At 45.7% G+C, this 14,235-nt stretch carries 28 protein-coding genes; 22 read left to right on the top strand and 6 right to left on the bottom strand.

Annotation, left to right across the window (positions count from 1 at the left end; genetic code table 11):
* Positions 1 to 98 precede the first annotated feature (98 nt).
* Positions 99 to 314, bottom strand: a complete 216-nt coding sequence (locus D6D85_RS13325; protein ID WP_125672528.1) for a hypothetical protein — start codon at positions 312 to 314, stop codon at positions 99 to 101.
* Positions 315 to 409: 95 nt separating this feature from the next.
* On the opposite strand from D6D85_RS13325, the gene D6D85_RS13320 reads away from it, so the two are divergent.
* From D6D85_RS13320 to D6D85_RS13295, 7 genes are read left to right on the top strand one after another with little or no spacing between them, the layout of a single operon-like run.
* Positions 410 to 1,186, top strand: a complete 777-nt coding sequence (locus tag D6D85_RS13320) for a hypothetical protein (RefSeq protein WP_125672527.1) — start codon at positions 410 to 412, stop codon at positions 1,184 to 1,186.
* Between the two features lie 3 nt (positions 1,187 to 1,189).
* Positions 1,190 to 2,578, top strand: a complete 1,389-nt coding sequence (locus tag D6D85_RS13315; RefSeq protein ID WP_125672526.1) for a hypothetical protein — start codon at positions 1,190 to 1,192, stop codon at positions 2,576 to 2,578.
* Positions 2,579 to 2,591: 13 nt separating this feature from the next.
* Complete coding sequence (locus D6D85_RS13310; RefSeq protein WP_125672525.1) at positions 2,592 to 2,990, top strand: hypothetical protein; 399 nt, start codon at positions 2,592 to 2,594, stop codon at positions 2,988 to 2,990.
* On the top strand, positions 2,977 to 3,345 hold the full coding sequence (locus D6D85_RS13305; protein WP_125672524.1) for a hypothetical protein: 369 nt from the start codon (positions 2,977 to 2,979) through the stop codon (positions 3,343 to 3,345). The genes D6D85_RS13310 and D6D85_RS13305 overlap by 14 nt, the downstream gene beginning before the upstream one ends.
* Positions 3,342 to 3,881, top strand: a complete 540-nt coding sequence (locus tag D6D85_RS13300) for a hypothetical protein (RefSeq protein ID WP_125672523.1) — start codon at positions 3,342 to 3,344, stop codon at positions 3,879 to 3,881. Before D6D85_RS13305 ends, D6D85_RS13300 begins: the two co-directional genes overlap by 4 nt.
* 2 nt (positions 3,882 to 3,883) lie before the next feature.
* On the top strand, positions 3,884 to 4,024 hold the full coding sequence (locus D6D85_RS16500) for a hypothetical protein (RefSeq protein WP_161969884.1): 141 nt from the start codon (positions 3,884 to 3,886) through the stop codon (positions 4,022 to 4,024).
* Positions 4,021 to 4,524 carry a hypothetical protein gene (locus D6D85_RS13295; RefSeq protein ID WP_125672522.1) on the top strand — a complete coding sequence of 168 codons (504 nt, stop codon included), beginning with the start codon at positions 4,021 to 4,023 and terminating at the stop codon, positions 4,522 to 4,524. The genes D6D85_RS16500 and D6D85_RS13295 overlap by 4 nt, the downstream gene beginning before the upstream one ends.
* Here the strand turns inward: D6D85_RS13295 and D6D85_RS13290 are convergent.
* On the bottom strand, positions 4,515 to 4,724 hold the full coding sequence (locus D6D85_RS13290; RefSeq protein WP_125672521.1) for a hypothetical protein: 210 nt from the start codon (positions 4,722 to 4,724) through the stop codon (positions 4,515 to 4,517). The two genes, D6D85_RS13295 and D6D85_RS13290, sit on opposite strands and share 10 nt — an antisense overlap.
* A 266-nt stretch (positions 4,725 to 4,990) precedes the next feature.
* Between D6D85_RS13290 and D6D85_RS13285 the strand changes: the two genes are divergently transcribed.
* The 5 genes from D6D85_RS13285 to D6D85_RS17265 are packed head-to-tail and all read left to right on the top strand — an operon-like array spanning position 4,991 to position 6,584.
* Positions 4,991 to 5,188, top strand: coding sequence for a hypothetical protein (locus D6D85_RS13285; RefSeq protein ID WP_125672520.1), 198 nt, complete (start codon positions 4,991 to 4,993; stop codon positions 5,186 to 5,188).
* Entirely contained in the window at positions 5,188 to 5,361 is a 174-nt protein-coding gene (locus D6D85_RS16495) for a hypothetical protein (RefSeq protein WP_161969883.1), read from the top strand. The genes D6D85_RS13285 and D6D85_RS16495 overlap by 1 nt, the downstream gene beginning before the upstream one ends.
* A 15-nt stretch (positions 5,362 to 5,376) precedes the next feature.
* Positions 5,377 to 5,841, top strand: coding sequence for a hypothetical protein (locus tag D6D85_RS13280; protein WP_125672519.1), 465 nt, complete (start codon positions 5,377 to 5,379; stop codon positions 5,839 to 5,841).
* Positions 5,838 to 6,137, top strand: a complete 300-nt coding sequence (locus tag D6D85_RS13275; protein WP_125672518.1) for a hypothetical protein — start codon at positions 5,838 to 5,840, stop codon at positions 6,135 to 6,137. Before D6D85_RS13280 ends, D6D85_RS13275 begins: the two co-directional genes overlap by 4 nt.
* A gap of 30 nt (positions 6,138 to 6,167) precedes the next feature.
* Positions 6,168 to 6,584, top strand: coding sequence for a metal-dependent hydrolase (locus D6D85_RS17265; protein ID WP_125672517.1), 417 nt, complete (start codon positions 6,168 to 6,170; stop codon positions 6,582 to 6,584).
* A gap of 476 nt (positions 6,585 to 7,060) precedes the next feature.
* Here the strand turns inward: D6D85_RS17265 and D6D85_RS13265 are convergent, their stop codons facing one another.
* Genes D6D85_RS13265 through D6D85_RS13255 form a run of 3 tightly spaced genes read right to left on the bottom strand, consistent with a single transcriptional unit; the run spans position 7,061 to position 8,421 of the window.
* A complete protein-coding gene (locus D6D85_RS13265; RefSeq protein ID WP_125672516.1) occupies positions 7,061 to 7,789 on the bottom strand; it encodes an alkaline phosphatase family protein in 729 nt (242 codons plus the stop codon).
* A gap of 46 nt (positions 7,790 to 7,835) precedes the next feature.
* Positions 7,836 to 8,117: a hypothetical protein gene (locus D6D85_RS13260; RefSeq protein ID WP_125672515.1), complete on the bottom strand. Its 282-nt coding sequence runs from the start codon at positions 8,115 to 8,117 to the stop codon at positions 7,836 to 7,838.
* A 43-nt stretch (positions 8,118 to 8,160) separates the two neighbouring features.
* Positions 8,161 to 8,421, bottom strand: coding sequence for a hypothetical protein (locus D6D85_RS13255; RefSeq protein ID WP_125672514.1), 261 nt, complete (start codon positions 8,419 to 8,421; stop codon positions 8,161 to 8,163).
* Positions 8,422 to 8,570: 149 nt separating this feature from the next.
* Between D6D85_RS13255 and D6D85_RS13250 the strand changes: the two genes are divergently transcribed.
* The 10 genes from D6D85_RS13250 to D6D85_RS13205 are packed head-to-tail and all read left to right on the top strand — an operon-like array spanning position 8,571 to position 13,746.
* A complete protein-coding gene (locus D6D85_RS13250; RefSeq protein ID WP_125672513.1) occupies positions 8,571 to 8,981 on the top strand; it encodes a hypothetical protein in 411 nt (136 codons plus the stop codon).
* A complete protein-coding gene (locus D6D85_RS13245) occupies positions 8,981 to 9,433 on the top strand; it encodes a hypothetical protein (RefSeq protein ID WP_125672512.1) in 453 nt (150 codons plus the stop codon). Before D6D85_RS13250 ends, D6D85_RS13245 begins: the two co-directional genes overlap by 1 nt.
* Entirely contained in the window at positions 9,417 to 9,767 is a 351-nt protein-coding gene (locus D6D85_RS13240; RefSeq protein WP_125672511.1) for a hypothetical protein, read from the top strand. Before D6D85_RS13245 ends, D6D85_RS13240 begins: the two co-directional genes overlap by 17 nt.
* A 51-nt stretch (positions 9,768 to 9,818) precedes the next feature.
* Positions 9,819 to 10,508 carry a hypothetical protein gene (locus tag D6D85_RS13235; protein ID WP_125672510.1) on the top strand — a complete coding sequence of 230 codons (690 nt, stop codon included), beginning with the start codon at positions 9,819 to 9,821 and terminating at the stop codon, positions 10,506 to 10,508.
* Between the two features lie 9 nt (positions 10,509 to 10,517).
* Positions 10,518 to 10,889: a hypothetical protein gene (locus D6D85_RS13230; protein ID WP_125672509.1), complete on the top strand. Its 372-nt coding sequence runs from the start codon at positions 10,518 to 10,520 to the stop codon at positions 10,887 to 10,889.
* Position 10,890: 1 nt separating this feature from the next.
* Complete coding sequence (locus D6D85_RS13225; RefSeq protein ID WP_125672508.1) at positions 10,891 to 11,481, top strand: hypothetical protein; 591 nt, start codon at positions 10,891 to 10,893, stop codon at positions 11,479 to 11,481.
* Between the two features lie 8 nt (positions 11,482 to 11,489).
* Positions 11,490 to 12,047 (top strand): hypothetical protein, encoded by a 558-nt coding sequence (locus D6D85_RS13220; protein WP_125672507.1) that lies wholly within the window; start codon positions 11,490 to 11,492, stop codon positions 12,045 to 12,047.
* Between the two features lie 47 nt (positions 12,048 to 12,094).
* Entirely contained in the window at positions 12,095 to 12,538 is a 444-nt protein-coding gene (locus tag D6D85_RS13215; protein WP_125672506.1) for a hypothetical protein, read from the top strand.
* 8 nt (positions 12,539 to 12,546) lie between these two features.
* Complete coding sequence (locus tag D6D85_RS13210) at positions 12,547 to 13,083, top strand: hypothetical protein (RefSeq protein WP_125672505.1); 537 nt, start codon at positions 12,547 to 12,549, stop codon at positions 13,081 to 13,083.
* A 57-nt stretch (positions 13,084 to 13,140) separates the two neighbouring features.
* Complete coding sequence (locus tag D6D85_RS13205; RefSeq protein WP_125672504.1) at positions 13,141 to 13,746, top strand: hypothetical protein; 606 nt, start codon at positions 13,141 to 13,143, stop codon at positions 13,744 to 13,746.
* A 21-nt stretch (positions 13,747 to 13,767) separates the two neighbouring features.
* Here D6D85_RS13205 and D6D85_RS13200 read toward each other — a convergent pair.
* Positions 13,768 to 14,235, bottom strand: a 468-nt coding sequence (locus D6D85_RS13200) for a phosphoadenosine phosphosulfate reductase domain-containing protein (RefSeq protein WP_153184016.1), incomplete at its 5' end; no start/stop codon positions are given.

The raw sequence follows: 14,235 nt of genomic DNA, 5'->3' as shown, positions 1-14,235 counted from the left end.
CAGATATGAGATGCTGAAGCTCCTCGTTTACTACTTTTACGCCACCAGATACAACTCCAAGATAGCCAAGAAGAAGCTCGAAGAGATGGGATTCAAGTTCAGTGAAGCTCCTCAAGGAACCTTCTCCCCTTAGGCGTTATAACATACCTGTATCCCTTTGCCTCCCTCACTTTCTCCACGAGGCCTAGATCAGCTAGGGTATCAGCAATAGAGTAAAGCCGATCCTTCCTCATCCCCGTTCTGCAGTATATGTTATACAATCTATTATTACCTTTTATAAGTTCGCATAGAAGATCCTTCACATAATTCCTCAATCCGAACCCCTCACCAATAGCCTTATCCCAAATATAACCTTTTTCCGAGCTTCTTTTGAAACTCATGTTTTTATATTTAATATGGTGGATTCCCTATGCGTTGGATTGTTCCCCTTCTGCTGTTGGTGATATCAGTCCAAGTGGCACTAGCTGACAATCTAGCACATATGGAGGTGGATAAGGTTCTGATATCCTTCCCACAGCAGGTTCCATCTGGAGAACCATTCCAGATATCTGCAAGGTATATCGGAAGCGACTACAAGATCGTGATACTGATACCTCCTCCAGGGATAACAGTGGAAAACTCCCTCACTCCTATATCCTTCTCCTTCGATATCCCAGGCACAATGGACTGTAGAGATCCTGAGTTCAGGTGGACTCTCAAGCTTAACTCCACAGCAGAAACACCTTATACCTTCAAGATCCTCGTGATATCAGCGCCCTATTCCGTTTCCCTCGTACCATCGGTCAGGGTAGTTCACGGGAATATAACTTTCGGGAATGCGAGGATGAGCGAGCTTTCCTTTACAATAACTGCTTACAATATAACTGGGATGAAGATGCAGTACTTCCAGCAGATATCAACACTCCAGCAACAAGTATCCGCATTACAGCAGGAGAACTCCAAGCTGAGGACAGACCTTTACAGTGCACAGGCAAAAGTCCAGAACTTGACAAAGAGGCTTGAGGATATGAACAGGACTATGCTCAACATGTCCTCCTTTATAGGCTTTTTATACTGGGAGAACAAGACTGTCGAAACAATCGGGATGTTCATGGGCATGGGGCTCATCACTTTCCTAGTCCCGTACTGGGGATGGAAGACCAGGAAGAGGAGGGAGAATGAGCTTCTGAAGGGAAGGAGGCTGTGAAATATGATAAACCTCAAGCCTATTTTCGCATTCATCCTCCTCTTTGTCGGCCTTTATGCACTAGCAGTTTTCCCAGTGGCACCTTGGCTGCTGGGGATAGTGATAGGAGGTGCCCTCCTCCTATGGAAGGGAGATGTAATACTCGGATGGCTCGCAAAGATATCCTCGAGGAAGAGAAGGTTAGAAGAGAAGCCGATAGAGATACCTGAATCAGTCCCTCCAACTGTCGAGCTCCCTAAGAAGGAAGAGCTCAAGAAGATGGCTGTGGACAAGATGATAGACTACATGTACAACATAATGTCCCAGCAGAACAAGATAATAGTCCAGCAGAACGCAACCATATCTGAGCTCAGGGGGAAGCTTGAGAACACAATGAGACAGATGGAGGAGACAAAGAAGAGAAGCGAGATGCTCCAGAAGTGGATAGGTGCTAAAGACGAGAGAGAACTTATGAAAAAGCTCCTCCAGTTGGGATATGCTTCATACCTGTATGGAGTTCCAGTTGTCACGAAGGACGGGAAGAAATTGGGAACATTTGTAGCACTGGTTCCAAATCCGGTATCGCCCGAAGGAGGACTCCTCTGCCTTGTTCAGAATGCATATGGACAGATTGTGCCGGCTGGATGGGGACAGACAGTCGCAGATCCTAGGTATTTCCCCGTCTTCGATCCTGAGAACTTTCAGGAGATAATGAGGGAGCTCAGGGAATACGGCTCCTATTTCTTGGAAGGAGGAAAGGCGATGAGGTTCGGGGATATAATGGATCACGCTCTGGTGTTATCTCAGTATGCGACAAAGGCTCCGGCTTACATAGATGAATATGCTGAACTCTCATTCCCGAAGCAAGATCCCCAAGTCAGGATGGCTGTGGTGAAGGATGCTGATGCAGCCGCTGTGATATATGAACAGAGGAACAGGATAGAACAGATGAGGATGGAGATAGAGAGGCTAAGGTTCGAGAACGAGGAGCTCCAGAGGGAAGTCGATTACCTGAGAACTGTTGCGGCAACTGCTTTACAGAGGCTCGCTGTCAGAGAGTCTCCCGATAGGTTCCTGTCTACTTTGCCGACAGTTGAGGACTATCTGAGAGAAGCTGAAAGAGCGGATACGCACAGAAGAGTTCTAGCGGATATACAGACTGTGAGGGATGAGGAGCAGGAGTACAGGGAGAAGTACATAAAGGCCAAGATGGAGGAATACGAGAAGCTTGCAGGGAGCACAACTCTAGAAGTCACCAGGAGGACTCTGGAGGAAGCACAGAGGATGTTAGCACTTATCAAAGGGCCCAAGGAGGAGCTGATAAAAGCGATGTCCAAGGCACTGGAGGTCAGTGAGAAGAGACAGGAGGAGGTGAGGAGAGCTGAGGTGGGAGGAACTTCTCAAGGAGTATGAAAGCTGGCCCACTGTGAGGGAGATAGTTGAGATGGGTGCAACTATATCTGATGAGATCCCGCTGCTCAAGCTCATGTCAGCAGCACTACCAGTACTGCCCGATGAGGTCAGACCTTACGCAACTGCTTATGTGCAGATAGAGATGGACGAGATGAAGGACATGGTTCTCAGGATACAACACCTTTTCCTGGCAATTGCTGAAATGGATGTCCACCTTCCATTGATCACGGAGGAATTCCTTAGAGCTTTTTCAGCTGGGGATTACAGGACTGCTGTCTCATCCCTCGAGAAGCTTGTCAGTTATGTTTATGATGTCCTCTATGTCTCCATATTAGAGAAGAGGAATATAGCCTTGCAGACTATGGCTGCAATGGGGAGGGAGGAGGTGAGAGAGGAAGATGAGCAACAATGAGGAGATGGTTCTAGCTGTGAGGACTGTTGTAGCCAGGATGAGGAACGCCAGACATGGACTGGGATCATCCTCCAGTTCGATGACACTATCCCTATCGAGAGCACCTATTTCAGAGGTCAGGAAAGCTGCTCTTCATCTGGGCAATGTAGCTACTGATATACTGGGAACTCTGTACACGCTTGGAGCTAGGAACCTGACGACAGGTGTCGAGACAAGGGATCTTAGAGTTCCGTTCCAAGTCCTGAGGAAGTTGCAGAGCACAGGCCTGATAAATGCGATGAAGGACAGCAGGGGGAGGAACAGGTGGTTCTTAACGAGAAAGGGGATTAGTGCTATTGAGAAGGTGGGAATATGAGTGAGAGAGGTAGAGAGAGGGAAGGAGAGGCTGAAAGGCCCAAGTACGATCATGTGGATCTGGATGCGATAGTGGCTGAAGTAATATCAAGGGAGCTTCTGAAACCTGGAAGGTTTCAGGAGGGATTAAGGAGGGAAACTGTCCTTGGCTCCCTTTACAGGATGATAAGGGATGGCCTGATCAGGGATATCGAAGGAGTTATAGGAGAAATAATGAGGGAGTATATTGGGAAGGTATCCCCAGAGACAGCATGGGCTGCTTCTCTGAAATCAGAGCTTAAGAAGGAGAAAGAAGAGAGGGAAAAGAAGGAGGAAGCCATGTTGAACAGACTAAATGAGATAGAGAGACAGCTGAGCGAGACAATAAATACACTGAAAGGGTTGATAGAAGAAGTCGGAAAGCTGAGAGTTGCTATTGAAACAGGAGAGAAGAAGAAAGAGGAGAAAAAGAGGTATCTTGGCCCTCCTGAGGAAGAGCACATAGAGGAGGATAATACAGAGGAGGAGAACCCTGAATTTGCACCTCCGGAGATGTGAACATGAGCTGGGAAGAGCACTTCAGGAAGTACGAGAGGATGAAGTACGATGGAGATATAACAATAGACTACATATTGATCCCGTCGAGGACTACAGAAGAACTAAAGAGGAGAACCACAGCTGTCGGGTGTGAAGGCCTATGATAAAGGTGAAGATATTCCTAGCTGAAAATTGCTCTCACTGCAACACCATGCTCAAACCAATGCTTCCCGAGCTCGCTGTCGAGCTGAAATCAAGGGGTATAATCTTGGAGACAATAGAAGTAGCTGATAAATTTGGATATGGTGAGTACTGGGATTACAGGAGAAAGTCGCTGAAGGACTATGCGTATAACATATGTGCCACTCCTTACATAGTTATAGAAGGACAGGACTCGCAAGGGGAGTGGAGGAGAAGAGCGATATTGGGAGTTCTGCCCAACCGATTGGATTACAGGACGATGAGAGTCTTCGAGATAGCGAAGGCATTAGTTGAGAGATACATAGATTCTCCTGAGGGAAGGCTTGGGCTGGTGATGAGGCTGTATTCAAGGTACTTCTCAGAGACAGAAAAACCCGATGGGATGGAGTTATACGATGTTATATCCGATATAATGAAGACAATAAGGAGATTCGAAGTTGATATGAGGATCTCTCAGCTCTGATAACTGCTGTTGAGGTACCCGTTCTTTTTCTGCATCTCGCTCTTTTCGGATCTTTCCCTTATCTGCTTGCTCTTTTCTACCCTTTCCCTTATCATCTGGACTATAACGTTATTTATCGACCCATCCCCTAATGTGATCGTCTTCTTGAAATCGTTCCAGAGATCCTCAGGCACCTTGATTATATACGTCTTGTATTTCATCAGCTGAAAGGGGAAAAAGATGCTTATAAACACTTATCATCACTTAGTGAAACTAAGTAAAAAACGAAATCTTTATATTCTGATGCTATCCTCTTTTGATGGGGTAGACATATGGCTAGAATTATAAACCCCGAGTTGTGCAGGCAAACATGCCATCCTGTGGGAAGAGGCGCCAGGGCCTTCGCATGCAAGGGGGCCCGGGGAAGGCTCACCTACCCAGACCAGGTGAGACAGTTCTGTCCTCAGTACTTCAGGGGGTGATATGAATGGGGAAGATAGGTAAGGACTTCAATCCAGATGAGTGCAGAAGGACTGCCCATATAGGGTATACAGGAAGGGCACGCACGCCTCGTGTCTTCTGCAAGGGAATAAGAGGAGCACTGACACCTGAACAGATAAGGAAGTATGCACCGCAGTTTGAACACATTGTAGCTGGTTATGGGACAAGGAGGAGGCGATACTGATGGGGAAGATAAGCAGAAAGTTTAATCCTGAGGAATGCAGGGCATCTGCTCATGTGATAACGAGAGGAAGGAAGGGAACTAAGCTCGTGTACTGCAAGGGAATAAGAGGACCCTTGACCCCTGATCAGATAAGACAGTATGCACCACAGTTCGCACACCTAGCCAAGTACTGAGGCCTAGGTGTCTCAATGTACAGGTTCACTTGGAAGGGAAGGGCACCTGAGGAGTTCGCACACATTGCACTCGGAGTCATAATAGGCTACTTGGTTGCAATAGCAGTTGCTCCATATGTTGGGACAACGGTAATTTTCAACCTAGGCACAGCCCTTGCATCAATAATAATAGCAGTAGGTTTTGCGTGGATTCTCGACTCTGTTGGAGTTGGAAGAGCGATACCTGGAAGATGGGAGTACATAATATACTGCGGTCTGGGAATTGCCACATTCAACTTCATCACTACACAAGGACTTGTACCTCTCTCGCCAGTGGACATAGTCACAGGTTTAATGCCGAAAGATCCGATGACAGTTCTGAGAGGATTCATCTATGGAGCCATCGGAGGCTTCCTCATCTCGCTGGCAGAGGGCCTCACATTCCATCGTATAGGAGGCCGACCATCTAGTACTAGCAGAAGAGCCGGTGTCGCTGGTTGAGTGTATCTAAAGCAGTGGGATATGGGGCCCTAGGCACGGTCTTGGACGCTCTCGCCCCAGGGGGTGGACTAGACCCCCTCTCCTATGCTTTTTTTGTTATACTTCTTTTTATTATAGCTAGTGAGAAGATCCCTGCATGGGCCAAGGTTATCCTTGTATTAGCACTAGCTTTCTGCATGTTTTTATCCCCTCTGGAAGCAGTCCCTGGGGTTGATGGTCTGGATTCCGGATTGGTGATGGCGACAGCCGGAGCCCTGAGCGGAAGTGGAGTTGCTTCCTATTTCAGATACAGGTAACATTTTTATTCCTCACCGGAACAGCTTCTTATGTACAGGTATGAGACTGGAGGTAGCCCCGATAAAGTAGCACATATCATATTTGCGGTCTTGGCGACATGGCTTTTAGGATATAGAACAGCAAATGATTTAATTACAGCTGCTTTATTTGCTCCAGTCCCAGATCTTGATCTATTTTACAGGCACAGGGAGCTACTTCACAATGTGTTCTTCATTGTGGGTTTTCCACTTGTCCTTTTATATTTTGCTCCTCAGATCCCGTTCCCTGCTGATCTGATTGCTTTATCATCTCATGTTGCTCTTGACCTTCTGTCCCCTGCTGGAGTTGCACTTCTCTTTCCATTTTCGAAGAGGAGGTTTGGCCTTGGACTTGTGAGATCCGGAGTTCCGACACTCGTCTTGGTGATCTTCTTAGCAGCGATGGTATTCTTCTTGATAACCAAGTGATTCTAGAAGTAATTTTAGGTTTCTTCCCTGTTGAAAGCCCCTGTTCCTCGAACCACTCCCTGTACTTCTCCATCTCCACTCTATATGGAGTAACCTTTTCTTCAGGCTCCCTGAACAGAGTGAAGATGAATGGATTACCTCTCAGATCCACAGGCGAGAACCCATGACGGACTAGGATCGATGCTATGAGAACCCTGACAGCATCCCTCATTTTTGCATCTTTCTCCATAGCCTCGACAATCCCCTGAACAGGAAAGCTCACTATGATGAAGGGCGAGAGCCTGTGCGGTCTGTGGATCTGGAAAGATATCTCATCGCTCTTAAGTCCTTCCCTCTCGTTTTTCTTCTTGAAGACAACTAAAACTTCTAGCCACCTTCCCAGTTTCTTCATCCTTTCTGCAAGCTCATTTATGGAGTCCTCCAGACTTCCTGATAAGTTCTCCTTGTCAAGCATGACTATGTACTTCTTATTCCACTCAAGCTCTGGGATCATCGAGATCCCCCTGAAGAACCATCCAGTAGAGATCGGTCGTATATTCAACCCTCTTTGTCCCCATGAAAATCTGCACCGGATCGTGATCCCCAGTTATCCCAGTGCTGGCATCGAGTATCCCTCCCTCCTCAGGTATATCCCTGAAGCCATGATCTGAGAATATGATGAAGTTCCCCTTGTAACCCTCAAGCAATTGCTTAAGGAGATCGTCGAGTAGTCTATATGTCTCTAATAATTCAGGCTTGTTCCAGTGAAAGTGCTCTACTCTGTCTATCTCAGTGAAGCAGACTATCAGATCCCCATCTTTGTGCTCCATCGCTGCATCAAATATCCTGTGCATGTTCTCCTCGCACTCATCCCTCTCAAGAGTTAAACCCCTGTTCACGAGATCCAAATTGATGTTTGAGTATGTTGGGAGGACAACAGGTGCAGATATCACGGTGAATTTCCTCTTCTCCCATAGATACCTTTTCCTGAAGGGTATTTCATCATATTTCACCATTCTGTCTCCTATGTGGTAGTTTCTCAGGGGAACTTGTGATGGAGGTATCCCTGCAAAAACAGAGTTCCACATCACTGCTGATAATGCATCATCCTCCCTTATCTCTATTGCATTGTAGTTCTTCTTCATCATTGTTCTGAAGAATGGGAGATCTTGAACATGGGCCTCCAGAAACCTATGCGATAGGCCATCCACACCTATCAAGATCATAAGAAGTAAGGAAAAAAGAGCTATAAAAACATGAGTTTCAATCAGGCTACTCCTCTTCCTCCTTTACCTCCTCTGGAGCTTCCTCAATGACTTCCTCAGATTTCTCTTCCTCTTTCTCTGTTACCTCCTCGACAGGTATTTTTGTCCTTCCCCTTCTTCCAACAGGCTCACAGATGAACTCCCAAGTTGCTATTATCTCGCCAGTCGATAGCTCCTTCATCTTCATCTCGATTGCCTTCAGGTATTCTCCTGGAGGGCATACACCGCTCAGGGATATGGGAGGCATGAGCCCGAAGGACTCCTTCCCGAAAGATATCCTCTTGGCCATATTACCACCTCATAACATGACCCTCTCCTCTATAAAACTCTTTCTATATTATTCTTTTCTTTGCCACAAGCCTGTTCCCCTGCAGGAATATGGTGCATTTTGTGTCCCCGCATTCCTTCTTCACAGGCTTTCCTATCAGAAGCCTAGTGGCTTCAACCCTGTTTATCGGAACGCAGAACCTCTTTCCATCTATCTCAGAGCAGAACTCTATGTCATAAGATGTCTTCATCAACTGCATCAGGGCATCTGGATCTGGCAACTTTACCCTATATTTTCTCCCGTCCTTTGTGAAGTATATGCCCATAAGCTGTCATCCCCTTCCTATTTAAATGTGTTATGTTTATATTTTCCTCATGCATGATTTAGAGGGATGATGAGGGCTTCATTTACTGATATGTGATGCGAAGCCTCTCCTGACCATAAGCTTATATTTTATATAGGAGGTGTTTTTCGATGAACGATAGGATCAAGCGCATAGTTTGCGATGTCATATTGAGGGATGCGGCAAATTATTTGGGTGTTGAAAAGCCATTGTGCACAGTCGGGGATCTGGACAATCCAGGAATATTTTTCAAGATCGCTGGAAGACCTGCAATAATGATACAGAGGAGGTTTGCCGAGGACTGCATAGAAAAAGGGGATATGATACCCTTGATTCAGGTGATAGTCCACGAACTGGGGGAGATGAAGTTCCACAACATGAACAAGTTTGTTCCAGGCCTTGCCCACTCCATCTCCATCTCCTTGGAGAAGGATCTTTTTGGAAAAGAGGGAATGAAAATCAGGAATACGATAGGCAAAAAATATCTGGAAAAGAGGATGAAGGATGAGGAAATTATTGAGGAGTTCGTGAGGGAGCTCTGATGGAGCCCGTTGTCCTCAGGGGGAGGAGGGAGCTCGAGGTCTGGAAAGCTGCTTACAAGCTTCAGACATTCAGATATTCCGATTTGCAGAAGGAACTGAGAAACATGGGCTGCAGGGATCAGGATCTTGTCCCAATACTCAGAAGCCTGATGGAGAAAGGTTTGCTGATGAAAAAAGACAACTACTGGATTGTCACGGCAAGGAACATGGATATAGTAGCTGTGAACATAAGAACTAGGAGGATGATAAACTTGATAACATTCTTGATATCCTTTTTCCTCCTCCTCATTGACCAGATTGTCGCATCAGTCTGTGTCGCTGTGATCGCCCTGCTTTACACGATATCCGATGAGTTCATGGTCATCGCTCTTCCTGAGCATGTGGTCTATGTGGAAAAAAGCATAAGCTTAAATACAAACAATGAGAGAAAAGAGTATGAACAAGAAACTTGAGAGGATACCGTTAGAGGACACTGAGTCTTTTTTGAAGGAGACAGTCCAAGATGAGGAAGCCAACCTGAACTATTATAAAAAGAAGCTTGAGATACTCTCAAGGATAAAGGAGATAGTAGCAAAGAAGAACAACGGAGGGAAGCTGACGGAAAAGGAGATAAGGGAGGCTATGGCGATAACCTGCTATGGCAACATAGCTTACTGTTGCGGAGTATCGAAACAGTGTCCCTTCAGGGATGCAGCTCTGACAGTTTTGGGAATTGATTTAAACACATATAGGAGGATGAAGGAGGAGATGATGCAGGAGATCCTCAAGAAGATTGGTATAATCTAAAATAGCTTCATTTAAAGTATATCTTTTTATCTTTTTTCCCCTCAGTTTTTTATGTCCTCTGAGTACAAGCCCCTCTCCGATGATATTGCATATCCCCTAGCAAGCTGGTTTGGAAAGCCAAAGGGTGAGAAGCATTTCTCATGGAATGAAGGGAAGATCTGGCCTTACAGGAGGGGGAATGGAGTGGGGATTCATGTTGAATATGATGACCATCCTCTGCTGGAGCCTGACTGGGTGAAGAGCAGGGAGCCATCTCTAATTCCAGCCCTTGAGAGCATAGGCGAATCTGTGGAAGGCCTTCACTCGGAGTCTGGAAAGATCCAAGATATGCTCTCAGGGATAGTGAAGAGGAAGATGACCTGCCAACCATACTACCTTAAGATGAAGGCGACAGTAGAGGGGGACTCTGTGGAGATAGATGACACAATTGCTCCATTTTTCGCATGTAGCCCTGATATCTATCTAAGGGAGGAGAAGCAGGCATGGGCAATTGCTTTCTCTCTGGCAAAGAAGGCAAGCCAGAGTCCAGACCTTCAGGATTACGTTATAGCACCTGGAGTAAATCCTGATTGCGGATCTAGAAGGCATCCGAGAGTATGTCCTTATCTCAATGTTGTGCCCAGGAGACATGTGAACAGGTTCAGGGAGTGGATGTCATCCTTAGTATCCAGAGTTGCTGGTGGTTCGGAAGGGATATTACAGGAAGAGGATGTGGAGGGGAGGATAGCATCTCTGTTCTGAGGTGATTGAATGCTGTTCTGCTACCTGACAACAAGGCCTCCAAAGATTTCAGGTTGCTTGGACGAGCCTGTTGAGATCAGGAGGCTTGATGTGAGAAACCTGAACAAGGAGATGGTAAGACCAACCACAGAGGAGATGCTGATGTCTAAGGGGGTCATACCTGAGGGAACTGAGATCCATTTTGAGAAGTTTTACTCGAGATGCAACAAGAGGGGGAGCGGAGGGAGGCTTTACGGTAAATTTGCACTTGTGAAAGATGGGATGATCGTGGGAAGGGGGACTGTGAAGGGAAACCTGTTCTGTGCACCGACATCTGTCAGAGTTCTCGACCTGACAGCATCAGTAACTCCATTCAAGAGGCCCAGGCCAATCAGGTGGTAGTATGGAGATTTCAAAAACTCTAGAGAAGTTGAGATCTGATGTCAAAACTTTCTGTGTGTCGATAGGAGGGATTGTAGAGATAGATAAAATAGGATATTATCCTTATAACCATGAACATAGTTTATATGTTCAGTGTAGGCTCCAATCATCATCAGCATTTGATGAAGAAGAGGATGCAATAGCCAATTTCATTGAAAGGAAGGATGATGAGCTGAGGGATTTTCTCAGAAAAGCTGAGGAAGAGGGCAATCGATTAGGCATAGGTATCATCTTTCTTAGTGACATTACTAGCCCCTATGAGAAGTATCTTGATTATCATATAGAGGTCAAGCCGCAGAAATCATGGAAGTGGGTGTCTATAGGCTCAAGTACTCCAAAAATGGTTTCAGATGTTCTGTTTGTATCGAGAAATGCAGGAATTCCTCCTGATTGTGACTGCAACGACACAGGGGAAGCCTGCTTCTGTGGAAAGGAGCTGAATATATCTGAAAGTCTAAAGCCTGCACTTGAGGACATAAGAAAAAAGCTGAGAGAGATATTAAGTGGTAAAGGGATCACCAACATGGGGGAGAAGACATATCTGATTATTTAGGTGAGAAAATGATAGAGGAGACATTAAGGAAAATAGGGTCTGACTTTAGTAATTTTTGTAAGTCAATAGGCGGAAGCTCTCTCTCATTTCCGGAAGAGAAAACCTTTCACGGAATGTGTAAACTTCCTGAGATCTCTGATGCAAAGCTCCAAGAGATCGTAGATTTTATCTCCAAGGAGGATGAGTTTCTGGTGAAATCGCTCAGCGAGGAGGAGAGAGGGACAGTTCGCCTTGAGTTCTTCTCATCCCACACGCTCCACGAGCCCTACACTGGGATAGCATATGAGATAAGAAAATGGGGCAATCTGCGAGGCAAGACTTTAGAGTTTACAAAGGAGGTGACATCCGAGCATATCCCCGAAGCCATCAGCTTTGGTGATATACTGCCTCCTAAATGCAACTATTTCGACAGGGTTTGCTCGTGCACTGAGAATATCGATTTCTTAGAGCCTATAAAACCTACATATGCAAGGCTTATGAGGAGAACTGAGGAGGCAGTAGCGATAGTGAGGAGGAGGATAAGTGAGCTGAAGAAATATGGAGAAAGAATTTATGTCGAGATTTGAGAATAAATCATTAAATTTTCTTGACCACCTCTTTGAAAGGTGGTCTGATGTCGCTTGAACTGTGGAGGAGATTGGAGGAGGAGGGAAGGGAAAGGGCATCAAGAAGGGATGAAGTACCGAGGAACGACGCCTCCTTTCTGGACAGAATTACCCAAGTCGTTAAGACATCCAAATTCACCGATTTCGCATCCACAATATCGGCATCGGCACTAGCAATATCAATACCTGCTGAGATGTGTTTTAAGGAAAGGATTCCGAGAGGGGAATGCCCTATTCCAGATTTCGTCGTTGAGACGATGAAGCTGATGGATGAGTCAGCAAGAAGGGTTATAGGGAACAGGTGCACTTGGCTTCTTGGGAGATCTGATAGATATAACCTGAGCACTGCACTAAATGATCTGACCGCATGCTTCCACAGGTTGCTTGAGCTTGAGGAGAGGAGCTCTGGAAAGCTGAAACAGATAAGCGAGAGGGTTTCACTGGAGATATAGGTGATCAGATGGAAACTCTCTTAGCAAAGGTAAGATCGGATTTTTTAGATTTTTGCACCTCGAGAGGAGGGACGTATAAGCTGTGGGCTACTAGTGTAGAAAATCACTTCACAGCGTATTGTGTTCTTCCTGAGTCCACCTCCTTTGATGAGGTAATCGATTTCCTGAGGAAAGAGGATGAGATAATAAAGGAATTCAGTCGGAGGAAAGTAAGGTCTAGGATAAAGATATGGCATGTTTACATGAATTTCAAAGCGGGAGATAATGAAATATCATATGATACAGATATCTCGCTTCCCAAAGGCGGGAAGAAGACCATCTCCGTACATTCAAAAGTTGAAATATCCAATAGGCTTCCTGAGTCACTCCTTCCTCCATACTGTAGATGCGATGATAAATCATGCTGGTGCATAGGAGTATTTGATCTGTTTGATGATTTTGAGAGAGCACTGAACACAGTTAAGGAGAGGCTGGAAGAGACCAAGAGGAGGGTATCCAAAGGAGTGATGTTCCAAAAATCCGGAAGAATATTCGTTGAACTATAAATATAAAGTAAAATGTTAAATCTTTCCGAAGCCTCATCTTGAGGTGGAGGTTTTATCATGTCTTACCACAGGGACGAGTTCATTTTGAAATGCATGACTTTAGGAGGGAAGCCAAAGGAGGAAAAAGGAGGAGGAGCAGACTTCTTCTACTCCGAGCTCAAGTGCACACTCCCCGATTTCTCCCTGGGCAAGATGAAAGAATTCATAACATTCCTCAAGAGTCTGGGGAGACCTGATATAGATGCAAAAAGAGGGAATGTGAACTTCGTCATCGAAACACCGGATGACAAGAATATAACGGGATTTTACAAGCAGTCATATTACATAGACCGGGAATTAGGCCTTGATGACACAATAGAGGAAGAGCTTATAGTCCATGTATTCCCAGACAACAGATTAGCACTCGACAGAATTGAGAGTTTAGGTTCCGAGTACGAGAAGAGGATGAAAAAGAAGCTCGGAAGACAGGGAGCTAGATCCTCTCTTGTGCTTGACTCGAATCATGGAGCTGGTGTAGCACTTATTGCACACACATATGGGGCATCAAGTTCTGATATAAGCTACATAATAGAGGAGATGAGGAGCTTCGTGAGAGAAGGGCAGAAAATAATGTCGAATATATCGGCGGAAAGAGTGAGCAAAAAATCTGTTGTAATACTATAAAAGGATAAGCAATTGCTTAGGTTATGGGTATCCAGCTTTCCTGAGCATGAGCATCGTGTCCACATCCTCCTTGTCCTGAGCTCTTCCTCCCCTTTCCTCCACGCTTTTTACCTTCTCTATGAACTCATCTATCGTTTTGGATGGAGTCATCGTCCTCTGAGTGCAGGGCCAGCATCCCAGAGAGGAGTATCCCTGCAGATATAGAGGATTCATGGGAATCTTTTCCCTCTTTATGAACTCCCATACTGCTTCGAGGGGCCAATCGAGAAGAGGATGAACCCTGACATGGTGGGCCCCAGGGAAATCTGTCTGGTACAGATCCCACAGCTCAACAGGCTGATCCAGATAGATCCACCCTCCCTCCTCAGCTTGCTTCTTTATCTCATCGTTCATCCATACTACATCCTCGCCATAAGCTTCCTGAAGCATCCTTAACGCATCCGCATCATATCTCGGGGAGAAGTGCTTTTCCTTTCCCCTGCCAACATC

It is taken from the genome of Candidatus Methanodesulfokora washburnensis, from assembly GCF_003947435.1.
GTDB lineage: Archaea > Korarchaeota > Korarchaeia > Korarchaeales > Korarchaeaceae > Methanodesulfokora > Methanodesulfokora washburnensis.
The sequence above is the reverse complement of the archived record's forward strand: the minus strand, read 5'-3'. Positions and strand labels throughout refer to the sequence as shown.